Genomic DNA, 23220 nt, shown 5'->3' with positions numbered 1-23220 from the left:
GTACGCCCGAGGGGCCCGTCCCGCGCACCCGCGCGAGGCGGGCCCCTCGGGCGTGGGGGCTCAGGTGACGAGCGGTTCGGACTCAGCGGGATGCCGGCAGCCAACCGTCCTGGACGGCGTGTACCCCCGCTTCGAAGCGGCTGCGAGCATCAAGCAGTTCCAGAAGCGACGCAGCGGTGCGCCTGGCAGTGCGCGGTGAGACTCCCAGACGTTTCGCTACGGCTTCGTCGGTATACCCCTGCGCAAGCAGGGCCAGTACGGCCCGCTCCTGTGCCGGAATGCCGTCCCCGCCACGCTGCGCGGTGATGCCCAGCGAAACCGCGTTACCCCACACGCTCTCGAACAGCGCGCACAGCGCGGCGATGGTGCCCGCTCCCTTGAGGACCACGGCCCCCGCCAGTGCGTTGTCGGTGTCGATGGGAAGCATCGCCTGGCGTCGATCGACCACAACCATCCGAATCGGCAGGACCGGGGCCGTACGAACCTGCCCACCGAGGCTGTTGAGCCAGGTGACGTAGGCCAGGGTGGGGCGGTGATGACGGATGCTGTCCAGATAGATCGTCCGCATGCGCACTCCCCTGTTGAGGAGAGCGGCGTTCGGGCCACGGCTGGCCTCCAGGTCCGCGGCAGTATGGGCGCCACCCGGAGCGAACGTCGCGATCTCTTCCTTCGCGGATTCCGCCAACAGTGCCAGCCGGTCTCGTATGGCGTCGGGCCCGATCAATCGCTCGGATTCCTGGTCATTCATACGTGGATGCAACCCAGACCATGCAGCGACCAGCTGCGCCGCTGCGGCACGGGAGGATTCCACGCGCAACTGCTGAGCCGTCAGCTCAGCCTGCTGCCGTGACAGCAACGCTTCCATCGCGCTCTCCGGGCTGACTGCGTAATACCCAACGCCGTCCCGCACCGTGGGCTGTACCAAGCCCATCTTTTCGAGCTGGTTCAGGCTTTCACGGACTCGCTGCTCCGTCAGATCGACATGGGCAGCCAACTCTGCCACAGCGACGCAGGGATACCTGATCACGGCCCGGTATATGACCTCTGCCTCTGCATCGAGCCCCAGGACATCCAGCACTGCGAGAGCCCCCCTCCGGCGGCACGCGACAACAAGCGTCCAAAATAGGCGAACCTTACAGACATTGCGTAGCAACAACCGGCCACTTCACGCCACCGATGCATACGTCTACCTTGGGCGCTTGTGGCCCATAACGCCGAGATTCACATCCTGGATTTTGCACCTGATCTGCGTATATATCGGGACCTCAAAAGCGCTTAGCCACTCCCACACCTGTCTGAAACCGCCCCTCTCGCAGCAGTTGAAAACGTCAGTGGAGCACAACACTGTCCCCACGTGAACGCCCCTGGCGCCCTGCAAGCGCAGTGCGGACAGCTTTATGCCACTGCATAGTGTGTCCACCCCCCATCCGTTCCCATCCGACTCCCGGTCAGCCACAGTGGCACCGGCGTGGTCGAGCGACGCTGACAGATCCACAAGATGCCTAGAATCCATCGCCTCCGAGGGAGAAGATCCGTGGCATTCGTCAACCTCGCAGAAATCACCGCAGCCGCCTTGGCTTCCCTTTCGGCTGCGAGTGAAGAGATCTCCGCAGCAGACGCTACGGGGGACGTCACCTGGGGCGGCTAACCCCCCCTGAGGTTCGCTAGTCAGCAACCTTGCCGTCAGATATTCAGCCTGAGAGGAAATGACACATGAAGGCTTCAAGGAAGACTCTGGTCGCCGGCGCCGCATTGGCGGTTGCTCTGGCGACGCCGGTGGCGGCGGAGGCAGCACCCGCTCCCGTTACGAGCAATCTGGCCGACCTCAGCGCCACATCGCTCGACCAGCTGAGCAACATCAGCCCCACTGGCGTTCTGGCACGTTCGCTGGACCGTGTCAGCCAGGACGCCGTCGAATCCGGCCCCATACGGCCGGGATTCACCAACAGCATCGGCGAGTGATGGCGGTCGGGTTGGGCTTCGTGTCGGACAGGCCGTTCGCGTACTGGAAGAAGGGATGAAAGCTATGACCGAGATCAAGTCGCGCGTGGCACCTGTCGACAAAGCGATGTGGGCCGCCCGGGCATACGCGCGGTCCTCCAAGAGGACGGACGGCGTAGGCGGCGTACCGTCCGGCACCCAGCCCAACCCGACACGCGCATGAACGACGTGACCGCTCCCGCAGGGCGGATACGCGCGAATGAAGTCCCCTTCCGGGAGTTCATTGTGAAAGTCCACAGTCGGTGCAACATCGCCTGTGACTACTGCTATATGTACGAAGCGGCAGATCAGAGTTGGCGGTCGCGACCAAAGGTGATATCCACTGGAACGATCACCGCACTGGCCAACCGGCTTGCCGAGCACGCGCGGGACCACGCGTTGGAATCGATACGAGTCGTGTTGCACGGCGGCGAGCCGTTGCTGGCCGGCCGCGACACCCTGGAAGACGTCGTGACGGCAGTTCGGGCCGCCGTTCCGGTCGAGGTCAACTTCGCCCTGCAGACCAATGGAGTCTTGCTGACGAAGGCCAACCTCGACCTGCTCAGCAAGCACCGGGTCGGTATCGGCGTGAGCCTGGATGGCGGGCCGGCTCATCACGACCGGCACCGCCGGTTCGCAAATGGCCGGGGTTCGTACGACGACGTGGAGCGCGGCCTGCAAGCTTTGGCGGCGGACGCGTACCGCCCGCTCTTCCGCGGCCTTCTCGCCGCCGTCGATCTGGCCAACGACCCCGTTGAGGTGTACGAGGCGTTGGCGGCCTGGAAACCCCCGATTATCGACCTGCTGCTGCCTCACGGCACCTGGGATACGCCGCCGCCTGGACACGTGCCGGGAGAGACTCCATATGCGGACTGGCTGATCGCGGTCTTCGACCACTGGTACAAGCAGCCGGAGCAACCCACCCGAATCCGACTGTTCGAAGAGCTGATCGCCCAGTTGCTCGGCGGGACCGCGGTGAGTGAGGTGTTCGGCACCGCGCCGCTGGACTTCGTCGTCGTGGAGACTGACGGCTCGATCGAACTGATGGACACGCTCAAAGTGGCCTACGACGGGGCACCAGCAACGGGTCTCAACCTGAGAAACCACTCCTTCGACGCGGTTCTGGCACAGCCGGCAATGCGTGCCAACCAAGCCGGGGAAGCAGCACTGTGCGAAACCTGCCGGGCCTGCCCATTGGTCAAGGAATGTGGTGGCGGGCAGTTTGCGCACCGCTACCGAACCGGTAGTGAATTCGCCAATCCATCCGTGTACTGCGCTGACCTGGCCAAGCTGATCACTCACGTGCACAGTCGGCTGGCGGCAGACATCGCGCAATTGACCATTACAGGGAGCGGCTCGTGATCACCACGCACCAGTTGGACGCCGACGCCTTCGAGGCCCTCGCCTCGGGCTTCGGTGACGCGGCGGCGGTGCACATCCTGCGCAGCGGCCAGCTCAGTCGGCGCATGCTGCTGTTGCGCTGCCTGCTGGACGCCACCGACAAGCAGTCGGTCCGGGACAGCGGGTTTCACGATGGTCTCGCGCTGCTGACGACGATCCAACAAGATCACCCGGACGTGGTCGAGGATGCTCTGCTGCACCCCTTCCTCGGGGCCTGGGCTTCCGAGTGTCTGCGGGCGTTATCAGCCCACGGAGCTGCTTCCATGGGTACGCGGCTGAGCTACTTCGGCGCTCTCGCAGCGGTAGCAGCGATTCGGGCCGAGGCCACGCACGACGTCCGGCTACCGGTCGACTCGGGTGCCATATTCCTGCCCACTCGGGGACGCCTGGACGCTCTCCAGGGTGACACGGCGCAGGTACGTGTGGACGGTGGATCGGTCAGCGTCAACGGCCGATCCGCCCAGGAGAACTGGCAGCACGTTCACCTGCTGGAAGCGACCAGCGGCGGGAAGCACCTACGCCTGAGCCTGGACGACCTTGACCCATACCGCAGCAGTCTCGGGGAACCCGCCGGCCGCCAGAGTCCCGAAAGAGTGGACCACTGGAAGCGGACTCTGAGCGAAGCCTGGGAACTTTTGGTGACCCACCACAGCGCCCATGCCGACGCGCTGTCCGCAGGACTGGCCATCATCACCCCGGTGGATTGCGCGCCGGGGGCGGTGAGCTCCAGCTGCTCGGTCAACGAGGCGTTCGGTGCGATGAGCGCATCCGCGTACGACGACCCGGTGGCTCTGGCTCTGCTGATGGTCCACGAGTTCCAGCACATCAAACTGGCAGCAATAGTGGATCTCGTCCCCCTGCACGATCACACTCATCCCGGTCTCTTCCATGCTCCTTGGCGTCCCGACCCTCGGCCGCTGGGCGCGCTGCTTCACGGTGTGTACGCGCACCTGGGCGTCGTGGACTTCTGGCGCGTCCAGCGCACAGTGGACGATGCCGAACACTCCCACTATGAGTTCGCCCTCTGGCGTGAACTGACCACGCTGGCCCTGCCCCAGCTTTCCGACCACCCTGGCCTCACTGACGAGGGCCGACGATTGGTAACTGGGATAGCCGGCACCGTGGCCGATTGGCAGGCGGACGAAGTGCCGAGCTCAATCGCCCTCCGCGCGCACAAGGACGCACTCGCCAAGTCTGCGGCCTGGCGGGAACGCACAGGCCTGACTACGGTCCACGGAGCCATGGTTTCCTGACACCGACAGGGGCGTTCCCGACCTCGCCCGGCCCGCGCATCTCACGCGATGCGCGGGCCGGGCGAGGTCGCGGCCGGCTCCGCACAGGCCGCACCCCGCACCCGCCGGCCATCACCGCCGGCATGCCGTCAGATGATCTGGGGCTCGAAGTCCCAGTACGGCCGGTTCCGGGAACGAGCCGAGACGGTGTGTACGTGCTGCGCACCGAGTGTGGTCGCCAGGTCGTCCAGCGCCTCTGACTCGACCTTATCCGCCCGTTGCCTGTCCCGGACGCCGCGCAGGTCCGCGGCGTGGGCGATGCGGGCGGAGAGCGTCAGGGGGTGAGTACGCCCCAGGACCTCGATGGCACGTGTGACCAGCGAGTCGGTAAGCGTCACAGCCCCTTCCACGTCACCGACCAGGTTACGCACAGCCGAGGCGTTGATGGCGCAACCCAGCGTCCAGGGATGGTTCTCGCCGACAAAGCGGTCCATGTCTGTGAGCGCCTCCTCCAGCAGATGGAACGCCTGTTGGCGCTCCCCGACGCTGCGGAGGATCAGGGCATGGTTGGCGCGGCTCCCCGCCACGTACGGGTGCTCCTCACCCAGCATTTCCACGTAGCCCTGGACGACCTTCTCGCTTATGGTCCTAGCCTGGTCGATGTCACCGTGCTCGCGAGCGAAGAAGCTCTGGCTGGCGGCGAACATCATGGTCAGCGGGTCGCTCTCACCGAGCACACGTTCGGCGCGTTCCAGTACGTACGTGAACGCGCTCGCCGCGTCGTTGCGCTCGCCGGCACGATACTGACAGAGCGCCAGGTTGTGCTCGGCGCGCAATGTCTGTGGGTTGTCGGCACCCATCACGTTCCGGTGAACGCGGGCGCTCAGAGTCTGGATCGACTGGGCCTCTTTGTACCGGCCCAGGAGGCGCAGGTCTGTCGCATAGTGGACCTCGGAGTAGAGCGTCCAGGCATGACGCGGTCGCAGCAGTTGGCGGCGCGCTTCGAGGGTGCGGCGGTTGAGTTCCAGCGCATCCTCGTAGCGGCCGAGGAGGCGCATGGACGTGGCGAGGTTGTTCTGGGCGTCGAGCGTGCGGGAATCCTGTTCCCCCAGCAGTTCCTGATACTGCGTCAGAATCCAGCTCGACAGCTCCTGCGCCTCCGCGTACCGACCGAGCCCCCGCAAGTCTGCCGCGAGGCCACCGGCCGCTCGGATGTGCTCCAGGTCCTGGGGTCCGCGTTCGGCCCGCAGGTGTTCGACTGCTGCGCGTTCGATGGCCTCGGTCCCGGCGTAGTCGCCCACGGCACGCAGCAGGTTGGCGTAGTTGTAGCTCAGGTCCCAGACGCGCGGATGGTTCTCTCCGAGCAGTTCGCGCCAGGCAGTCATGGCACGCGAACCCAACTTTATGCCGGCGCGGTACTCGCCCGAGAGATACATGTAGCGCAGGCAGTTGAGGACGAGGTTGTGCACGGCGGGGTCCGTGCTGCGCAGGACGTCGGCCCACTTCAGGTGTGGGGTGATCTCGGCGTAGCGGGGCCAGAGCCGGGTGTCCGTCGGACGGCCGGGGTCTGCGGCGGCGAGTGCCCGGCGGACGACGTCGATGAATTCCTGCCGGTCCTGGTCCGGCATATCCTTGCGGACGATTTGGTGGACCATGCGGTGCAGATAGACCGACTCGCCCGAGGACGCCTCGTCCACGTCGGACTCGTGGGACTCGAGCCGCACCACGGAGTACTGGCGCAGCTGGCCGATGGCCCTGTTCCACAACAGCGGGTCGTTCATCAGCCCCGAGAGCTGTTCGGGCAGCTCTCCGGAGGGCATTTCCTTCAGCAGCCGTACGGGGATGGAGCCGGGTGCGAAGAAGCTGCACAGGCGCAGCAGGTCGACGGACTCGGGGACGGTGTCCCGGAGCTTGTTCAGCAGTATCGACCAGGCGGTCTGGAAGGCGAGCGGGAAGTCGGCGGAGACCTTGACGACGTCCTGATCGATGCCACCGTTGAGGAGTTCGATGTACTCCTCAACGGACATGTCGGAGTCGTTCAGCCAGCCCGCCGTCTGGTCCAGGAGCAGCGGAAGGTCTTCCAGGGCATCGGCCAGCTGGTCGGCCTCGGCCGGGGTCAGGCGCGGGGCGCGGCGGCGGATGAAGGCCACGGACTCGTCGCGCCGGTAGACGGGCACCTCGACCAGGTTGCTGTTGTGCTCACTCCACTCCGGGTTGCGGGAGGTGATGAGCACGTGCCCCGGCCCGGTGGGCACAAGGTCCCAGATCTGGTCGGGTTCGTCGGCGCCGTCCAGAATGAGCAGCCAGTGGGAGTGCGGGTTGCCCCGGCGCAGCGAGTCGCGGACGGCGCGGAGCCGTTGGCCGTATTCGGCACCGGTGGACAGGCCCAGTTCCGGGGCGAGTTCGGCGAGCTTCTGCCGGAAGAGCGCACGCCGGTCGGCGGGGACCCACCAGACGACGTCGTACTCGGAGCCGAAGCGGTAGACGTACTCCGCGGCGAGCTGGGTCTTGCCGACCCCGGACATGCCATGGAGCGTCACCACGCCCGCACCCGTGCCCGCTTCCTGAAGCGCCTGGTACGTTTCGGCCAGCAGCCGCTCGCGGCCTGTGAAGCGGGTGTTGCGGCGCGGCACCCCGCCCCAGACCTCGGGGATGTCCGCCGGGTAGCGGGGTCCCGGACGCGCGGCGGCGTCCTCGGGGAGCGGGTCGGCGGGCAGCCCCAGGCGGACGAGCAGCCGGCGCTCCGCCTCGTCCGCACCCACGTTGGTCAGATCGGCGGCGGCGAACACCGAGGTCGCGCCGGGCAGGGCTGCGGTGGTGATGGACGCGGCGGCAAAGCGGTCCGGGTCGGGCACGACCACTTCGCGCAGGGCCCGGTTCCACTCCTCGTGGCTGCGCGGCCCGAGCTGGAAGTACCAGTCGCTGAGCAGCACCAGAATCTGTCCCCGCGCGAGCATCAGGTCGCGGAGCGAGTCCTCCAGCGGCACGTCGACCGGTGGGTCCCAGCGCTGTTGGACGACCGTCACTCCGCGCCGTTCCAGCCGATCCGCGATCCACGCCGCCCAGGCCCGGTTGTACCCGGCGAAGCTCAGGGTGATGGTCTGCGCCCCGATTGCTCCAACTTGCTTACGCGTAGCGGGCATTGAACCGTCTCCCTGACCTCGTTGTGAGCTCTTTCAAGATACACCGGGGCATGCTCGCACCGGTCGCGATCGCGTGGCCGCTCAACTCCTGGATGAGTCGTTCCTCTGCTGCCATATCACTTTGGCGGTGGTCACATACGCCTCCGCACGCGCAAGGTGACCCGTGGGAGGCGGCGAATCCTCCAGACGGTGGTAGAGGGTGATCATCTCGTTGACGACCGTCCGGCCCTCGGGGGTGAGCGCCGCCGAGCCGGCCAGCACCGGCAGTACGGCCCCCACCTGCTGCCGGCAGCGCGCGTGCTCCGCCCAGGCCTGGTCCCGGTGCGCCACGCGCCGCGCGTGCAGCGCGAAACGCTGCCAGTAGTCGGCGAGCGCGAGGTGCGAATAGGCGCCCTGGAGCAGCCCGTCGAAGGGCCGGGGGTCGGGGCGCCAGGGCGCGAAGTGCCGTGGCGTCGCGTCCTCGTGGTGCAGCGGGACGAGGGCGCAGAGCGCGGAGAGCTTGGTGTGCTGGAGCTCGTGCACGAGCGTGGAGGCGAAGTACGCGGGGGTGGCGGGCTTGCTGCTGAGGACCGCGCCGAACGCCTCGCGCCGGGTGCCGCTGCAGTGCGCCGCGCTGCGCCCGGTGGGCCCGGAGCCGGGCGGCGGCCCGAGCGGGACCATGCAGCGCAGCAGGACCGTGGCCTCGGTGAGCCGGTGCTCGCCGCCCAGGCGCAGCAACGGCTCGACCCCGGACCAGGACTCGATCCACGCCTTGCGCTCCCAGTCGTCGATCTGGGCGGCGCCCCCCAGCCCGTGCGTCTCGGCTCCGTCGCCCCGCGTCCGGTACGGATCGAGGTCGTCCAGCGCCACGGGGCCCGCCCCGGGCACCACGGCGGGCAGCATGACCAGGGGCACCCAGCGGGGGTCCGCCGAGCTCGTTGCGCCGTCCTGCTGGACGCGGACGGTGAAGGGCGCGCCGTCGGCGGGCCGTACCGTCAGCTCCCCGCCATGGCACTGGAGTTCGACCGGGCCGGTGTCCGCGCGTACGGCGCCCAGCGTGGGCAGCGACAGGTACCCGCCGCGGGGGCCGAGCCGCACCCGGAGGTCCACCCCCGCCCGCACCCCCGCCGCGGCCACCAGCGCCGTCAGGTGGGCCAGGTCGGCCAGCAGGTCGGGCCCGGCCGGCGCCTCCGACGTCAGCCCGCCCAGCAGCCGCTGCGCCCAGGGCCCGGCCATGGGGTGGAACAGAACCGTCCGCACCGCTTCCCGGTCCGCGTGTTCGGCGGCTTCGAGGAGGGCCCAGTCCGCGCGGAGCCGGTCCAGCAGCGGGGGTGGGCACACGGTGGCCGGGGCGGCCTCCGCCGCGTCGAGCACGGCGCGCAGGAGGACGAGGCGGCGGGTGTCCTGGTCGCGGACGAGCAGGCCCAGCGAGGCGGCGTCGCCCTCGGTGCGGCCGAGCTCGCGCAGGACGTGGTCGGGGACGGCAGAACTCATGGGGGGTCTCCAGCGGTTGCATCGGCCAGCCGGTCCGCGATGTGGCGGATCAGCCGTTCGAGGTCGGCGCAGTAGACGGAGGGGTTCCGGAAGCCGTTGTCTGCGCGGTAGCGGTGTGCGTAGTGGCCGCCCCCGCACACGGTCAGCAGCGGGCAGGCGCGGCAGGCGGCGGCGAGCGCGCCGGCCCCCGCCTGGCGGGCGGCCACGCCCGGGTGGCGCAGCGCCTCGTCGAAGGTGTGGTGGAAGACGTCGAGGCCGGTGGCGGCCGCGCCGTCGTACGCGGACTTGAGCGAGTCGACCTGCTCGATGGAGCCGTCCGTCTCGACCACGACCGCGTTGACAGGGTCCAGGCCGAGGGATTCGGTCGCGGCGGGCAGCCCGAGGAGCAGCGCGAAGCACTCCTCGAACAGCCGGATCCTGGTCTCCCGCCGGGGCGCCCCCCACCAGCGGTCGAAGACCGTGCACAGCCAGTCGCCGTACGGGGTGGGGCGCCCCGGACCGGGAGCGGCGGAGAGGCCCGGCGGCGGGCTGGACCAGTTGCCGTGCGGCAGCAGGAGGTCCAGGGCCGGAGGGCGCAGGGCGAGCAGTGACTCGTACATCTCCAGCGGGTCGGTGTCCGGGTCCACGACGGTGAGGATGCCCGCGTACGCCTCGGGGTGGTGGTCGGCCAGGAGCCGGGCGCCCCGGGAGGCGGCGGGCCAGGAGGGGCGGCCCGCGTGGTCAAGGCGCAGGGTGTTGTGGGCGGCGAGCCCGCCGTCGAGGCTGATGCCGACGCGGATGCCGTGCCGGGCGAGCGTGGTGACGGCGGGGCCGGTGAGCAGGGTGGCGTTGGTCTGCACGGTTGTGTGGACGGCGCAGTCCGCCGGCACCCGTTCGCGCACCGCGTCGGCGAGGGCGGCCAGCCGGCCCGGCCCGGCGAGCAGGGGTTCGCCGCCGTGCAGGACGAGGGCGACGCTCCCGAGCCCGTGGGCGGCCGCGTGCTCGGCGATCCGGGCGGTGGTGCGGTCGAGGACGGCGGGCGACGCGGCGGACGGCCGGTCGCGCCAGGTGCGGTCGGGGCCCTCGTACAGGTAGCAGTAACGGCAGGCCAGGTTGCAGCGGCCGTGCACCTTCACGATGAACTGCCCGAAGGGCACCGGGTGCGCACGGGCATCACCCTGCGGCGCCGGTTCCGCGGACCGCTCCCCCCGCGGCGTCGTCCGTCCAGCCATTCGAGCACCCCCGTGCTGTACGCCGGCCGGGATGGCCCCGCTGTCGGCCCGGGGTGAGTGTCCCCGTCGTACGGCGGACGCAGGCCCGGCCCGGGCCATGATGTCCTGAACGGGCACACCCCCCGGCCGAAACCGTGCGGTACGACGCTCAGAACGCGTTGGTGAACCCCCAGAGCATTTCCTTCGGCTGCTCCGCCCGACCGCGCAGATCGGCCACCACCTCGGACAGCACCGGGTGGTCCATCGTCCTCAGGGTCGCCAGGTCCAGGCCCAGCAGGTCCGGCAGTTCACCCGTGCCGGCCGTGCCCGTTCCCTCGTATCGTGTCGACTCGCTCATCACGCCTCCCCGTACCGCAGCACCGGGCCGGCCGGTGACCCGCTCGCCGTTGAGCGCGTCCCGCCGGTCCCGCATCCCTGACCTGCCTTGTCGTGCCCCGCCCTACGTGTACGCCGGGGCCCGGGCCACGCTCGCCGTCGAGCGCGCCGCTCTCACCGCTCCAGCTCCGCCAGCCGCTCGGCGGTCGCCTCACCCGCCGCGCCGCCGGTGTCCGGCAGTTTGCGCCACTCCTGGCGGGCCGCCCGGTACGCGTCGCGCGCGGCCCGGGGGCGTCCCGCCCTCTCGTACGTCATACCCCGCCAGTGGTTGGCTGTAGCAGCCAACTCCACGGCTTCCTGGAGATGTTGTGGACTCTCCTGCTCCGTTTGCGCCTCGGCGGCCGCGTCGGCGGCCGACCGGAACGCCTCCGCGGCCTCGTCGCGGCGGGCCGGGCGGTCGAGGACCCCGGCCGCCTGGAGGAGGGCCCGTCCCAGCTCCAGCCAGCAGCGGGCGGCGGTGAGCGGGGCGGTGGCCTCCTCGGCCGCCAGCTTGAAGAGGTACTCGGCCTCCCGCAGGTCGACCCGGTCCGCCGTGGCGCGGTGGCGCAGCATCAGGGCGCGGCCCAGCATCAGCAGGCGCTCGGACTGCTGGGCGCCGCCGGCCGGCATCTCGGAGCGGCAGTCGCGCAGGACCCGGACCGCCGCGCCGATGTGCGCGCGGCCGTCCGGGAGTTCGGCGCGGCGCAGCAGCGTGGCGCCCCACTCGGCGAGCAGGTCGGTGTAGGCGCGCGAGTCGCGGGGGATGCCCCGGGCCGCGCGGGCGAACCACTCGGCGGCGGCGACGAGTTCGGCGGGGTCGCCGGTGTGTTCGTAGCGGGCGGCCCGGACCCGGCCGGCCCGGGTCTGGAGCTGGGCGCGCTGCCGCTGGTCGCGTACGGTCTCCAGCGACTGGGCGGTGAGGGTGGCGGCCTCCTCCGGCTCGGCGCCCGAGGCGAGCAGCGCGTCGACCAGGTCCAGGACGATGCGGACCTCGGTGCCCATGGTCTGCCCGGTGCTCTGGGCGAACGCGGTGCGCAGGGACCGGGCCGACTGGCGGGCGTACTCGCGGGACTGTTCGCCGTCCTGGGTGGCGCGGGCCAGCTTCAGGAGGGTGCGGCCGTGCTGGAGGGGCAGGACGGCGGGTCGGTTCTCCTGGTCGGGCCAGGCGTCGGCGAACGCTTCGAGCATGCCGCAGGCGCTCTGGAGGAGGGCGGTGTCGCCGTCGAGCCGCCACTGCGCCTCCAGGGCCCGGACGCGTTCCAGGGTGAGGCGGAGGGCTTCGCCGGGCTCCAGGCCGGGGCTGGCGCAGGCCGCGGTGTACTCGCGGTCGGCGCGCCGCAGCAGCTCCAGCGCGCCGCGCCGGTCGCCGCGCCTGCGCCGGTCGTCGGCGGCCGCGTGCAGCACCTTGGCGAGCACCGCGCGTTCCCGTACGGCGCCGGGGCGGGCGGCGGCCCGTTCCGCGGCGCGTTCGGCCTCTTCCAGCAGGTCGGCGCCGCCCTGGACCTCCCACAGGCGCAGCACGCAGCGCGCGTACTCCGCCTGGAGTTCGGTGTCGTCGGAGGGGGCCCGGCCGTGCTCGGCGGCGCCCCTGAGCAGCTGTACGGCGTCGATCAGGCGCTGCACCATCTTGTCGGTCTCGAAGTGGCGCACGAGTTCCCGCGCGCGGCGCACGGCGAGGCCGGCGGCCTGGGGGTTTCCGGGGGTCTTGGGCTCCCGGGCGACGAATCGTGGCGGTACGGGCATGAATCGCTCCAGTACGCGGGCTGCGACTTCGGCAAAGGCGTGGGGGACGCGTGGGCCCCCGGGTGTCTCGTTCCCCCCGTTCCCGTCGTTCTCCTCACTCTCGTCGGCTTCGTCCGTGTCCCCGTCGGCGTCCCGGGCGGGGAGGGGCCAGGGGGTGCCGTGCCCGGCGTCGCGGGTGGTGCCGTCGCCGAGCTGGGCGTAGGCCAGGGCCGGGAAGTTGGGCCCGCCCTTGCCGAACCGCTGCTCTATGTACTGCGAGCAGTGCTTGAGTACGAGGAGGGCCTCGTCGCGGCCGAGGGGCCCGAGCAGTGCTTCCTGCACGTCGGGCTCGAAGACGTACCACTGGCCGCGTCCGGTGCCGCCCTCCTGCCGCTTGAGGAGTCCGCTGAGCAGGACCTCGGCGAGTTCGGAGGGGCCGGAGTGGGGCAGCATCGTGCGCTGGACGAGTTGCATGACGGGGAGGTAGAGGGGGGCCGCCGCGAGGTAGACGGCGAGCTGTCCGGCCGCCGGGGAGGCCGTCGAGCGGAACCGGCTGACCAGTTGCAGGGAGGACGGGGTGTCGCCCGGGCGGCGGGCGGGGGCGGCGGGCTGGTCGGCGCGGACCCAGCCGACCGCGCCCGGCACCGAGGCCGCGCCGGTGCCGGAGAGCAGCCGGGCCCAGGCGGCGAGCGCGTCCGCGACCGGCGGCAGCACGGGGACGGCGAGGGCGCCGGGGTGGGCGGGGCCCGTTCCGGCGTCGCCGCTGACCTTGAGGAGGGTGGCCCCGGCCGGACCCTCGCCCCGGGTGAGCGAGCCGAAGGTGACCGGCAGCCGGGTCCGGTTCCACATGCGCTGCGGCAGCGGCTGGAGCACGGCGACGGGGGCGAGCCGGGCGAGCTGGTGCAGCAGCCGGTGGGCGTGTCCGGTGCGCCAGAGGGGGCCCGCGCAGTCGCTGACGACGACGGTCACCCGGCGTCCGGTGGGGTCGCTGAGCCGGTCCGCCGAGTGGAGCGGGGCGGCGGCGGGGTCGGGGCTGCGGCTTACCGTGCAGCCGCCGTCGGGACCGGGGTGGAGGTAGCGGATCTGGACGTCCCGGAACGCACCGATCCGGGCGAAGATCTGCTGGAGTTCCTCGAACAGCCGGTCCCAGACCAGCATCGAGGAGGAGGCGTCCATCACGCACTGGACGACGGCGTCGCCGCGCCGGACCCCCCGGAAGACCGGCATGACCACGCCCCCGGCGCGGGCGCTGCGTTCGGCGGTCGCCGACTCGTCCAGGACCTGGCGCAGGGGTGCGGAGACCGGGCGGTAGCGCTGCAACGGGCGCAGTGCGCGGGTCAGTTCGAGGTGAGCGGGCAGCACGGGCGCGGCCGGTACGCCGAGGGGCAGCACGGCGGCGCGGGCGTCCGCGCCGGACCGCACGCCCGTCGGGTCCGGTGCCGTGTCCGGGTCGCCGGGCCGCGTGCGGCCGGGGACGGGGTGCAGGGAGATCCGTTCACCGTCCCCCGGTGCGGGCGTCTCCTCGCGCCGGGCGTCCGGGTCCGTGTCCGGGGTGCGGGCGTCCGGGGTGGTGGTGCGGCGTGGGTCGGGGCGCTCCGCGGCGGGGCGGTGGCCGAGGCGGCGCGCGAGGTCCCGGCCGGCGCCCTCCTCGTCGGGCGCGGACGCGCCGCGGGTCCACCGGGCCAGCCAGAGGGCGTCGCAGAGCTGCTCGACGTCCGGGTCGAGCCCGGCGCCGCGCAGCCGCGCGACCAGCTCGGGCAGTAACCCGTCGTCGTGGAGCTCCGGGGCGCCGGGCCCGCCGCCGCCACCGTTCTCGTCCGCCGCACCGGACATCAGAACCTCACCTCGGCCGGTCGAGTCGCTGGATGAGCAGGTCGGCGAGCCGGTCGCGGCCCGCCGGTGACGCGGCGTGCGTGAGGTATATGGCGTTCAGCAGCTGGTCCGTGGCGAGGAGTTCGGTGCGGGAGCGTTCCAGGAAGTGGGCGATCAGGTCGTCGCTGGCGCGGGCGGCCTCCTCGCCGAGGTGGGCCTTGACGAAGGAGGCGAGGCGCTTGTGGTCGGGGCGGCCGAGTTCCAGGTGGATGCAGCGGCGCATCAGCGGGGCCGGGAAGTCCCGCTCGCCGTTGCTCGTGAGCACCACGAAGGGGAAGGCCCGGCACTGCACCCGGCCGCCCTTGATGCGGACCTTGTTGCCGTCGTGGTCGAGGACGTCCGCCTCGCCGTCGGGCAGCCGGTCGGCGATCCGCTCCAGCTCCGGGATGGCGAACTCGCCCTCCTCCAGGACGTTCAGCAGGTCGTTGGGGAGGTCGATATCGCTCTTGTCCAGCTCGTCGATGAGCAGGACGCGCGGCCGGTCCGAGGGCAGCAGGGCGGTGCCGAGCGGGCCGAGCCGGATGTAACTGCCCACGCTCTGGGCGGCGTCGGCCCCTTCCGCGCCGCCGGCCGCCGCGTGCGAGGCGATCTGGACGTCCTGGAGCCTGGCGATGGCGTCGTAGTGGTACAGGCCGTCCTGGAGGGTGGTGCGGCTGACCACGGGCCAGCGCAGCACCTTGCCGAGTTCGAGCTCCCGCGCCACGGAGTGGGCCAGGGTGCTCTTGCCCGCGCCCGGGTCCCCGGTGACGAGCAGGGGGCGCCGCAGGTACAGCGCCGCGTTGATCATCTCCAGTTCCTCGGCGCCGGGCCGGTGCTCCTCGGCGACGCGCCCGGGGATGCCGAGCCGCCGGTCGGCGGACTCGCCGCCGTCCGCCCCGCCGGGCCCGCGGCCTCCGGTGAAGTCGCGCCAGGGCGGCGGGGGCGGCAGCTGGGGAACCTCGTCGTGCGGTTCGCCGATGCCCCGGTAGATGAGCCACTCGCTCGGTTCACTCATAGCGTGTCCCTCGTTGTCACTCGTCCGCCAGGGGCGGCCTGCGTCGGACGTGCCCTACCGTAGCGATCCGGTTCAACACCCGTAAGAGGAAGGCCAGTTCGCTTACACGACTGATGCTTTGCACGGTGGCTCACGGCGCCTCCAGGAAGTCGGAGCCCGGCAGCGGACGGTGTGGGTCGTCGTAGTAGAGGGCGGCGCCGGCGGACCAGTACATCTCCGTCCGCCCCGCGCTCACCCCGCGTCTCAGTTCGTGGATCTTCCACGGCAGCCGGTCGTGGGTGCGGGTGTCCGACACCGCCTCGACCACGCGGCGGTGGAACTCCTTGCAGACCGTGTCGCCCTCCGCCGTGCGCCGCTGGAGCAGCGCCACGCCGAATCCGCTGTCGAGCAGCCGCACCACCCCGGCCGTGACGTCGGGGTCCGGGTTGCCGTAGCGGCACAGGACGGGCACGGTCTCGTGGGCCAGGGTGCGCAGCCGCGCCGACTCCGGTACACGTACCCGCAATTCGTCCTCGCAGTCGACGACCTCGGCCCGGATCGCGGCCGCCAGACCCGCGTCCCACCGGGCGGGCCGCTCGTCGGCCGCCCCCGGGTACGGGCTGCGCAGCACCACAGGGCGTACGGCTCCGAGCCGCATCCCGGACGGCGGCAGCTCCCAGTCGTCCACCGGAAGGCCGAAGAGCGCGGGCGCGACGACGACCTGGAGCATGGCGGGGCTGTCCGGTTCGTCGCACCGGCGGAACGCCTCGGTCAGCGCGGCGGCCAGCCGGTCCGGGACGGTGCCGAGCGGCACGCCGCGGCTGTCCTCGTCCACGGGCTCCGCCTCCCCGGCCCGGCGGTCCACGGCGACCCGCCAGTCGTACTGGTCGCGGGCCCAGCCCTGGAGGTCCACATGGAGCACGACGCAGTCGCGTTCGCCGTAGAGGACGGGGTCGCCCGCCGGGGCGCGGGCGGCCCGCTGGCGGTTCTGTTCCAGACGGAGGCGGATCGCGGCCCACTCCACGTCGAGCTGTCGGCGCAGGTCGCGGGGCAGTTCGGTGTCGGCGATGCGCTTGACCCAGCCCCAGAGCGCCTTGGCGTTGCGCACGGAGAGCTGGCCGCAGGGGCGGTCGGCCGCGAGGACGCCCATGCAGTAGCGGACGATCAGCTCGAACCGCGCCTCGCGGTCGCGGGCGCGGGCGTCGTACAGCGCGCCGAGCCCGTCGCGCCAGCCGCGCGGGGCCGGGCGGTGGTCGCGGGCGTACACCCCGGGCAGCCGGTCGAGCAGGGTCAGCAGCGACCGGGTGCTGGCCGGGGGCGGCAGTTCGGCGAGCCGGCCCAGGAGTTCGGCGCGCAGCTTGGGTCCGAGGATGCCGCCGGGCGGGTCGGGCAGGTCGCTCTGCGCGTCGGTCCAGGTCCGCTCGGTCCCGGCGGAGCTGGTGTGCCGGTCGGCGTGGTAGCGGTCGTGGGCGTGGAAGACGGACTGGTATATGTCGTCGGTCTCGGTCTCGACGGGCCCGGCCGGCACCTCCAGGGTGCGCAGCCGTTCGACGCCGACGGCGGTACCGCCCTGGTGGCCGTTGATCTGCGACTTGATGACGCCGACGACCTCGCCCCGGGCGAGGTCCACCAACGGCCCGCCGGACATGCCTAGTTCCACCCAGTCGCCGTCGATCCTGACGACCTGTTCGGCGTCGCCCGATCCCCCGTACGAGCCCTTGACGACGCAGACGCCGCTGCGGTTCTGGAGCCCGCCGCCCTGGACGGGCGCCCAGCCCACGCAGCGGACCTCGCGGCTGCGGAGCATCGCCTCGGACCGCTCGGTGACGTACACGCAGGGGTGTTCGACGGGGCGCTGGAGCTGGATGAGCGCCAGGTCGGGGGCGGGCCAGCCGCCCGGGCCCGGGGGCCGGGTGCCGGGCAGGGCGGCGACGACGCGGCCCGGCACCTCGGTCAGTTCCGCGCTGTAGCGGTCCTCCTTGAACCACACGCCCACCATGCCCGCCTCCCCCCGCATCGCCACGTGCGCGCACGTGAGGACCCAGCTGGGTGCGACGAAGAAGCCGCTGCCCAGGAAGTCCCCTTCCGGCCCGTCCTGGGCATACCCGGACGGCGGGCGATGGATGCGTACGGTGGCGTCCTGGACGAGGTCCATGAGAGCGGCCTGAGCGGGGCCGAGGGCCCCCTCTGCGCCCCCCTGTTCCCCGAAGGTCATGCCCCGCCGCCGTCGGGGCCGCCCGCACCGCCGGGATGTGCCGGTGCGCCGGGGGGTGCCCCGGCGGGCGGACGGCCGGGAGGTGCGCCGGCGCCCGGTGGCGCGGCGGGGGGCACGGAGGGCGGGGTCGTCTGCGCCGGTACGGGGGCGGGCGGGGGCGCGTCGATGGGCGGCCCGCCGCCGTTCCAGGTGAGGGTGACCGTGATGGCACCCTTGGCCTCGCCGTCCGCGAGCAGCCCGACGATCTTCCCGGCCTTGGCGGTCAGCTCGATGCCGAACTCGACGCTCACCTGGTCCGGCCGCACCGCCCGCAACGGCACGGCGAGCGAGCGCGCGACCCCGGTCACCACGGAGTGCAGGCTCTCGACCCGGGCCTGCACCTGGTCCGCGAAGTCCCCGAACCCGGTGTCCGTGTAGGTCGGCCCACCGCCGGACCCCGGCCCGGTCAGCTCCTCGGCCCCGGAGATCCTGGCCCAGACCGGTGTGCCGTCCGGCAGCTCAATGCGCGTAATACGGGACCCACTGTCACCCATGACACCCCCCGTTCACCAACTACCCGCAGATTAACGGCCGTAACGGCCCGGGGCGAGGCACTTCGACCAGGACGCGAGCGGCACGCCGGAAAGGGCCCGCCCCGCCGGGCCGCCGGTGGCCCGGCGCACGCGGCAGCCCCACCCCGCCCCACCACTAGACTTGCGCCATGTACTTCACCGACCGCGGTATCGAGGAGCTGGAGAAGCGGCGAGGCGAGGAAGAGGTCACTTTCGAGTGGCTCGCCGAGCAGCTTCGTACGTTCGTCGATCTCAATCCCGACTTCGAGGTGCCGGTCGAGCGCCTCGCGACCTGGCTGGCCCGTCTGGACGACGACGAGGACGAGGACGAGTAGGGGTCACTCCCCGCCGGGGCGGCCCTCGCGGACGCGGTCGTACGCGAGTCCCAGCGCCCCGTGCGCCATCAGCAGCACCCCGGCGAACGCCCAGCCGCCGCTGCGCCGGGCCGCTCCCCACAGGGCGAGCGGCAGTCCCGCCGCGAGCTGGGCCCCCGCGAGCGCCCGCGCACGCGGGCCCCGCACCCACGGGCCGAAGCGGCTGCTCTCCACCGCACCCAGGTCGACCTTGACCGCGTCGCGCCAGCCGGGCCATTCGATGCGCTCGGCGTGCGCGTCCAGCCCGGCCGGGAGCGCGAGGCCGGTGCGGGTGAGCACGGCGAGCAGCCCGCGCAGCCGGGCCCGGGCGTCGGCGTCCGGGTCGGGCCGGGTGAGCGCTTCGAGCGACTGCACGTCCAGTACGGGGTCGAGCCCCAGCCGCTCGGCGAACGTACGCATGGCCTCGTCCTCACCGGCCGGGGTGCCGTCCGCCAGCCAGACGTAGCCCACGGGGCGGCGGAAGCCGGAGGCGAGCGTGTAGCCGGCCCGGTCGCCGTCCCACCACAGCGCGAGCACCGGCCAGGTGGAGCCGACGGCGAGCGCGGTGGCCCAGCCGCCCAGCACCCGGTCGACGGGCTCGGCCCGCTCGCCATCGCCCGCCCTGGCCCGGCGGCCGCCCTGCCAGGGCTCCCCCTCCGGCACGAGAACGCTCCAGCCCGGTCCGGCCGGTGCGAGCAGCAACGGTTCGCGGAGCAGTTGCGCGACCGGGCGCACGGCGTCCGGCACGGTCCGGCACAGCAGCAGGGCACCCACGGGTGAGGTCGCGTCCATGCCTTACACCGTAGGCCACCTTGTCCCGGCTTGTGGGGTTTTGCGCACCCTCCGCATCCGCGCCCGCACCCCTTTTCTTGACTTCCCGAAGCCGCGATATATCGTGTTCTTCAAGAGACGCGATATGTTGCGTCGCCAGTGCTATCGGGAGGTCAGATCCATGCCTGTCTCGACGTGGGCCGTCGCCGAGCCTCGGAAACTGGCCTTCGAGGAACCCGTGACCGCGCTGAAGGTGCGCGTCGTGAACGGCACGGTCAACGTGGTCGGCACCGACGAGCCGACCGCGCGCCTGGAGGTCTCCGCCATCGAGGGCCCGCCGCTGGTCGTGACGCAGGAGGACGGCGTCCTGACCGTGGCGTACGAGGACCTGGCCTGGCAGAACCTGCTGAAGTGGTTCGACCGCAAGGAGTGGCGCCGCACCGCGGTCGTCTCGCTCGCCGTCCCGGCCGGCTCCTCGGTGGAGGTCGGCGTGGTCGGCGCCGGGGCCTTCGTCTCCGGCGTCCGCGGCCGTACGGAGGTGCGCGGCGTCACCGGCGACACCACGCTCGTCAAGCTCTCCGGGCCGGTCGGCGCGGAGACGGTGTCGGGCAGCATCGAGGCCCAGTCCGTCACCGGGGACCTGCGCTTCAAGTCGGTCTCCGGCGAGCTGACGCTCGTCGAGGGCGCGGGCGCCTCCGTGAAGGCGGAGTCCGTCAGCGGCGGCATGGTGCTCGACCTGGACCCGACCGGGAAGCCCACGGACATCCGGCTGACCACGGTCTCCGGCGAGATCGCCATCCGCCTGCCGCACCCCGCCGACGCGCGGGTGGAGGCGAACACGGCCAGCGGTTCCGTCTCCAACGGCTTCGAGGACCTGCGGGTCAGCGGCCAGTGGGGTGCGAAGAAGATCACCGGCACGCTGGGCCCCGGCACCGGCACCCTGCGGGCGACGACCGTATCGGGGTCGATCGCGCTCCTGCGCCGCCCGCCGGCCGAGGAGGAACCGTACGACGCCGAGCCGACCGGAAAGGTGCTCTGACATGCCCCCCGTATTCGCCCACGGCCGCCTGCGGCTGTACCTCCTCAAGCTGCTGGACGAGGCGCCCCGGCACGGCTACGAGGTGATCCGCCTGCTGGAGGAGCGCTTCCAGGGCCTCTACGCCCCCTCGGCCGGCACGGTCTACCCCCGGCTGGCCAAGCTGGAGGCGGAGGGCCTGGTCACGCACGCCACGGAGGGCGGCCGCAAGGTCTACTCGATCACCGACGCCGGCCGCGCCGAACTCGCCGACCGCACCGGGGAGCTGGCCGATCTGGAGCTGGAGATCCGGGAGTCGGTCTCCGAGCTGGCCGCCGAGATGCGCGACGACGTGCGCGGGGCCGCGGGCAAGCTGCGCAGCGAGATGCGGGCGGCGGCCGACGAGTCGCGCCACACGCCGGGGGCCGCTCCGGGCGCCGCTTCAGGCGGCAAGGACCCGTTCGGCGGGCTCGGTGACTTCGGTGACCACGAGACGTGGCGTACCGCCAAGGACGAGCTGCGCAAGGCCAAGCAGGAGTGGAAGGAGCAGGCCCGCCGCGCGAAGGACGAGTCCCGGCGCGCCCGCCAGGACGCCCAGCAGGCCCGCCGCCAGGCGAAGGAGGCCCAGGACCGGGCGCGCGAGCAGATGCAGAACGCCGCCCGCCAGGTCCAGGAGCACTTCGCCCGGGGCGACTGGCCGGCCGGGGTCCGCGAGGGACTGGCCGAGATCACCGGCCGGCTGGGCGGCTTCGCCGGTACGGGGAGCTGGGGGCCGTACGTGAAGCCGGACGCCGCCGGCACCGACCCCGAGTGGGGCCGGGACGCGGGCGGCACGGGTGACCCGGCGCGCGATCTGGACCGGCTGCTCGACCGCTTCCGCGACGAGATCCGCGACGCAGCCAGGGACCACGGGGTGACGGAGGCCCAGCTCGCGGAGGTCCGCCGCCACTTGGCGACGGCGGCGGCGCACGTGGGTGCGGTGCTGCGGGGGGACGGGGACAAGTAGGTACGGGGGCCGGTCGCCCGGCCCCCGTACGCCTGCCCCCACCCCCGCAGGGTCAGCTCGCCTTGCGGTCCTGGCCGTCCGCGCCGCCGTTCCCGTACTGCGCGCGCTCGACCGAGGCGTACGTCGCCCCGTGCTCCGCGAGCACGTCGGCGACGGGGCCGGGGGTCGCGGTGAGGGCCAGCAGGAGGTGTTCGCCGCCGATGGACCGGTCGCCGCGCCCGAGCGCGACGCGCAGCGACTTCTCCAGGACCTTCTTCGCCTCCCGGGAGAAGGACGGGCGGCCCGCCCGGCGCCGCCGCCCGCCGTCGCCCCGCAGGGCCCCCTCGCCGTGCGCCTCCTCGATGCGCGAGACGACGGCGGTGAGGTCGATGCCGATGTCCGCGAGCGCGTCGGCGTCGGCCTTGCTCATGCCGCCGCGCCGGCCGGCCTCGGCGAGCGCCGCCTCGACGGACTCCCTGCGGTCCACGAGGCCCAGCGCGGTGAGCGCGAACGCGGCCCTTCCGCCCTCCTGGTCCAGCAGGGCGAGCAGCAGATGCTCCCCGGTGACCGTGGCGGCCCCGGTGCGCCCGGCGTGTTCCACGGCGCCGGTCACCGTGGCGCGTGCGTCCTTGGTGAATCGCTCGAACATCAATGCCTCCCGTACTTCTTGTGCACGGCCTGCCTGCTGACGCCCAGTTCGGCGGCGATCTCCTGCCACGACCAGCCCTTGGCGCGGGCGCTTCTGACTTGTACGGCTTCCAGCTGCTCCAGCAGCCGCCGCAGCGCGGCGACCGACCGCAGCCCCACTCGGGGGTCGCGGTCGCCCGCCCGCTCGGCGAGATCCGTTGCTTCGGTCATGATGTCAACTTACGTTGACACGCGGGTCTTGTCAACCGTTGTTGACAGTGAGCACGATCTTCCCGAACTGGTCGCCCGCCGCGAGGCGTTCGAAGCCCTCCCGGGCACGGTCCAGGGGCAGCACCTCGTCGATCACGGGGCGCACGCCGGTCGTGGCGCAGAAGGCGAGCAGGTCCTCCAGCTCGTCCTTGGAGCCCATGGTCGAGCCGACGACCTTCAGCTCCAGGAAGAAGATCCGGGTCAGCTCGGCGTGCGAGGGGCGGTCTCCGCTGGTGGCGCCGGAGATGACCAGGGTGCCGCCGGGGCGCAGCGACTTGACGGAGTGGGACCAGGTGGCGGCGCCGACCGTCTCGATGACGGCGTCCACCCGGTGCGGCAGCCGGGCGCCCGCCTCGAACGCCTCGACGGCGCCCAGCTCGACGGCCCGCCTGCGCTTGGCCTCGTCGCGGCTGGTGGCGTAGACCCGCAGCCCGGCGGCCCGGCCGAGCACGATCGCGGCGGTCGCGACCCCGCCGCCGGCGCCCTGCACGAGCACGGAGTCGCCGGGGCGCACCCCGGCGTTGGTGAACAGCATCCGGTACGCGGTGAGCCAGGCGGTCGGCAGGCAGGCGGCCTGCTCGAAGCTCAGCTCCCTGGGCTTGGGCAGCACGTTGTACGTGGGAACGGTGACCCGCTCCGCGAACGTGCCCTGATAGCGCTCGGTGAGGATGGACCGGGGCTCGTCGGGCCCGACCCCGTGCCCGGTCTGGCCGATGACGGAGTGCAGGACGACCTCGTTGCCGTCCTGGTCGATCCCGGCGGCGTCGCAGCCGAGGATCATCGGCAGCTTGTCCTCCGCGAGGCCGACGCCGCGCAGGGACCAGAGGTCGTGGTGGTTGAGGGAGGCGGCCCGGACGTCGACGGTGGTCCATCCCGGCCGGTCCTGCGGGGCTGGGCGGTCGCCCAGCCCCAGACCGTTGAGGGGGTGGGCGGGGTCCAGGGCGGCTGCGTAGGCGGCGAACATGCCGCCGACGATAGGCGTCACCGTACCGACACGTAACCGCCTGCGACTGTGACCCGCGCCGCTGATTCCGGGGCTCCGCCCCGGGCCCCGCGCCTCAAACGCCGGCGA

19 protein-coding genes are annotated in these 23220 nt (G+C 72.1%); 6 read left to right on the top strand and 13 right to left on the bottom strand.

What is annotated here, in order from left to right; genetic code table 11:
• Positions 1 to 82: 82 nt before the first annotated feature.
• Positions 83 to 1078, bottom strand: a complete 996-nt coding sequence (locus OHS17_RS23115) for a helix-turn-helix domain-containing protein (protein ID WP_330313691.1) — start codon at positions 1076 to 1078, stop codon at positions 83 to 85.
• 635 nt (positions 1079 to 1713) lie between these two features.
• On the opposite strand from OHS17_RS23115, the gene OHS17_RS23110 reads away from it, so the two are divergent.
• From OHS17_RS23110 to OHS17_RS23100, 3 genes are all read left to right on the top strand, one after another.
• Complete coding sequence (locus OHS17_RS23110) at positions 1714 to 1962, top strand: hypothetical protein (RefSeq protein WP_330313690.1); 249 nt, start codon at positions 1714 to 1716, stop codon at positions 1960 to 1962.
• Positions 1963 to 2160: 198 nt separating this feature from the next.
• A complete protein-coding gene (locus tag OHS17_RS23105; RefSeq protein ID WP_330313689.1) occupies positions 2161 to 3342 on the top strand; it encodes an FxsB family cyclophane-forming radical SAM/SPASM peptide maturase in 1182 nt (393 codons plus the stop codon).
• Complete coding sequence (locus OHS17_RS23100; RefSeq protein ID WP_330313688.1) at positions 3339 to 4634, top strand: HEXXH motif domain-containing protein; 1296 nt, start codon at positions 3339 to 3341, stop codon at positions 4632 to 4634. Before OHS17_RS23105 ends, OHS17_RS23100 begins: the two co-directional genes overlap by 4 nt.
• A 128-nt stretch (positions 4635 to 4762) precedes the next feature.
• Here OHS17_RS23100 and fxsT read toward each other — a convergent pair whose 3' ends face one another.
• The 8 genes from fxsT to OHS17_RS23060 all read right to left on the bottom strand — a co-directional run bounded on the left by fxsT (position 4763) and on the right by OHS17_RS23060 (position 18109).
• Positions 4763 to 7756: an FxSxx-COOH system tetratricopeptide repeat protein gene (fxsT, locus tag OHS17_RS23095; RefSeq protein WP_330313687.1), complete on the bottom strand. Its 2994-nt coding sequence runs from the start codon at positions 7754 to 7756 to the stop codon at positions 4763 to 4765.
• Positions 7757 to 7837: 81 nt separating this feature from the next.
• On the bottom strand, positions 7838 to 9229 hold the full coding sequence (locus OHS17_RS23090) for an HEXXH motif domain-containing protein (protein WP_330313686.1): 1392 nt from the start codon (positions 9227 to 9229) through the stop codon (positions 7838 to 7840).
• On the bottom strand, positions 9226 to 10440 hold the full coding sequence (locus tag OHS17_RS23085; protein ID WP_330313685.1) for an FxsB family cyclophane-forming radical SAM/SPASM peptide maturase: 1215 nt from the start codon (positions 10438 to 10440) through the stop codon (positions 9226 to 9228). The genes OHS17_RS23090 and OHS17_RS23085 overlap by 4 nt, the downstream gene beginning before the upstream one ends.
• Before the next feature lie 148 nt (positions 10441 to 10588).
• On the bottom strand, positions 10589 to 10777 hold the full coding sequence (gene fxsA / locus OHS17_RS23080; protein WP_330313684.1) for an FxSxx-COOH cyclophane-containing RiPP peptide: 189 nt from the start codon (positions 10775 to 10777) through the stop codon (positions 10589 to 10591).
• Positions 10778 to 10929: 152 nt separating this feature from the next.
• Positions 10930 to 14349, bottom strand: coding sequence for an SAV_2336 N-terminal domain-related protein (locus tag OHS17_RS23075; RefSeq protein ID WP_330313683.1), 3420 nt, complete (start codon positions 14347 to 14349; stop codon positions 10930 to 10932).
• A gap of 7 nt (positions 14350 to 14356) precedes the next feature.
• Positions 14357 to 15382 carry an AAA family ATPase gene (locus OHS17_RS23070; protein WP_018102709.1) on the bottom strand — a complete coding sequence of 342 codons (1026 nt, stop codon included), beginning with the start codon at positions 15380 to 15382 and terminating at the stop codon, positions 14357 to 14359.
• Positions 15383 to 15512: 130 nt separating this feature from the next.
• On the bottom strand, positions 15513 to 17516 hold the full coding sequence (locus OHS17_RS23065) for a VMAP-C domain-containing protein (RefSeq protein ID WP_330313682.1): 2004 nt from the start codon (positions 17514 to 17516) through the stop codon (positions 15513 to 15515).
• A 56-nt stretch (positions 17517 to 17572) separates the two neighbouring features.
• Positions 17573 to 18109 (bottom strand): CU044_2847 family protein, encoded by a 537-nt coding sequence (locus OHS17_RS23060; RefSeq protein WP_330313681.1) that lies wholly within the window; start codon positions 18107 to 18109, stop codon positions 17573 to 17575.
• Positions 18110 to 18276: 167 nt separating this feature from the next.
• Here OHS17_RS23060 and OHS17_RS23055 point away from each other — a divergent pair, with 167 nt between their 5' ends.
• Positions 18277 to 18462 (top strand): DUF6104 family protein, encoded by a 186-nt coding sequence (locus tag OHS17_RS23055; protein ID WP_018102711.1) that lies wholly within the window; start codon positions 18277 to 18279, stop codon positions 18460 to 18462.
• Between the two features lie 3 nt (positions 18463 to 18465).
• Here OHS17_RS23055 and OHS17_RS23050 read toward each other — a convergent pair whose 3' ends face one another.
• Positions 18466 to 19272: a hypothetical protein gene (locus OHS17_RS23050; RefSeq protein ID WP_330313680.1), complete on the bottom strand. Its 807-nt coding sequence runs from the start codon at positions 19270 to 19272 to the stop codon at positions 18466 to 18468.
• A 160-nt stretch (positions 19273 to 19432) separates the two neighbouring features.
• Here OHS17_RS23050 and OHS17_RS23045 point away from each other — a divergent pair, with 160 nt between their 5' ends.
• On the top strand, positions 19433 to 20290 hold the full coding sequence (locus OHS17_RS23045) for a DUF4097 family beta strand repeat-containing protein (RefSeq protein ID WP_330313679.1): 858 nt from the start codon (positions 19433 to 19435) through the stop codon (positions 20288 to 20290).
• 1 nt (position 20291) lies between these two features.
• Positions 20292 to 21272 (top strand): PadR family transcriptional regulator, encoded by a 981-nt coding sequence (locus OHS17_RS23040; protein ID WP_330313678.1) that lies wholly within the window; start codon positions 20292 to 20294, stop codon positions 21270 to 21272.
• Between the two features lie 52 nt (positions 21273 to 21324).
• Here the strand turns inward: OHS17_RS23040 and OHS17_RS23035 are convergent, their stop codons facing one another.
• From OHS17_RS23035 to OHS17_RS23025, 3 genes are read right to left on the bottom strand one after another with little or no spacing between them, the layout of a single operon-like run.
• Entirely contained in the window at positions 21325 to 21900 is a 576-nt protein-coding gene (locus tag OHS17_RS23035) for a Clp protease N-terminal domain-containing protein (RefSeq protein ID WP_330313677.1), read from the bottom strand.
• Complete coding sequence (locus tag OHS17_RS23030; RefSeq protein WP_018102716.1) at positions 21900 to 22109, bottom strand: helix-turn-helix domain-containing protein; 210 nt, start codon at positions 22107 to 22109, stop codon at positions 21900 to 21902. The genes OHS17_RS23035 and OHS17_RS23030 overlap by 1 nt, the downstream gene beginning before the upstream one ends.
• Before the next feature lie 31 nt (positions 22110 to 22140).
• Positions 22141 to 23112, bottom strand: a complete 972-nt coding sequence (locus tag OHS17_RS23025; RefSeq protein ID WP_330313676.1) for a zinc-binding dehydrogenase — start codon at positions 23110 to 23112, stop codon at positions 22141 to 22143.
• Positions 23113 to 23220 lie beyond the last annotated feature (108 nt).

This window comes from Streptomyces sp. NBC_00523 (assembly GCF_036346615.1).
Classification (GTDB): domain Bacteria; phylum Actinomycetota; class Actinomycetes; order Streptomycetales; family Streptomycetaceae; genus Streptomyces.
This window is presented reverse-complemented; position numbering and strand designations above follow the sequence as displayed.

What these genes read in the sequence shown, in the direction of transcription:
- OHS17_RS23110 (WP_330313690.1), top strand. Translation starts at nt 1,714, where the DNA reads ATGAAGGCTTCAAGGAAGACTCTGGTCGCCGGCGCCGCATTGGCGGTT.
- OHS17_RS23105 (WP_330313689.1), top strand. Translation starts at nt 2,161, where the DNA reads ATGAACGACGTGACCGCTCCCGCAGGGCGGATACGCGCGAATGAAGTC.
- fxsT (WP_330313687.1), bottom strand. Translation starts at nt 7,756, where the DNA reads ATGCCCGCTACGCGTAAGCAAGTTGGAGCAATCGGGGCGCAGACCATC.
- OHS17_RS23090 (WP_330313686.1), bottom strand. Translation starts at nt 9,229, where the DNA reads ATGAGTTCTGCCGTCCCCGACCACGTCCTGCGCGAGCTCGGCCGCACC.
- OHS17_RS23085 (WP_330313685.1), bottom strand. Translation starts at nt 10,440, where the DNA reads ATGGCTGGACGGACGACGCCGCGGGGGGAGCGGTCCGCGGAACCGGCG.
- fxsA (WP_330313684.1), bottom strand. Translation starts at nt 10,777, where the DNA reads ATGAGCGAGTCGACACGATACGAGGGAACGGGCACGGCCGGCACGGGT.
- OHS17_RS23075 (WP_330313683.1), bottom strand. Translation starts at nt 14,349, where the DNA reads ATGTCCGGTGCGGCGGACGAGAACGGTGGCGGCGGCGGGCCCGGCGCC.
- OHS17_RS23070 (WP_018102709.1), bottom strand. Translation starts at nt 15,382, where the DNA reads ATGAGTGAACCGAGCGAGTGGCTCATCTACCGGGGCATCGGCGAACCG.
- OHS17_RS23065 (WP_330313682.1), bottom strand. Translation starts at nt 17,516, where the DNA reads ATGGACCTCGTCCAGGACGCCACCGTACGCATCCATCGCCCGCCGTCC.
- OHS17_RS23060 (WP_330313681.1), bottom strand. Translation starts at nt 18,109, where the DNA reads ATGGGTGACAGTGGGTCCCGTATTACGCGCATTGAGCTGCCGGACGGC.
- OHS17_RS23055 (WP_018102711.1), top strand. Translation starts at nt 18,277, where the DNA reads ATGTACTTCACCGACCGCGGTATCGAGGAGCTGGAGAAGCGGCGAGGC.
- OHS17_RS23050 (WP_330313680.1), bottom strand. Translation starts at nt 19,272, where the DNA reads ATGGACGCGACCTCACCCGTGGGTGCCCTGCTGCTGTGCCGGACCGTG.
- OHS17_RS23045 (WP_330313679.1), top strand. Translation starts at nt 19,433, where the DNA reads ATGCCTGTCTCGACGTGGGCCGTCGCCGAGCCTCGGAAACTGGCCTTC.
- OHS17_RS23040 (WP_330313678.1), top strand. Translation starts at nt 20,292, where the DNA reads ATGCCCCCCGTATTCGCCCACGGCCGCCTGCGGCTGTACCTCCTCAAG.
- OHS17_RS23035 (WP_330313677.1), bottom strand. Translation starts at nt 21,900, where the DNA reads ATGTTCGAGCGATTCACCAAGGACGCACGCGCCACGGTGACCGGCGCC.
- OHS17_RS23030 (WP_018102716.1), bottom strand. Translation starts at nt 22,109, where the DNA reads ATGACCGAAGCAACGGATCTCGCCGAGCGGGCGGGCGACCGCGACCCC.
- OHS17_RS23025 (WP_330313676.1), bottom strand. Translation starts at nt 23,112, where the DNA reads ATGTTCGCCGCCTACGCAGCCGCCCTGGACCCCGCCCACCCCCTCAAC.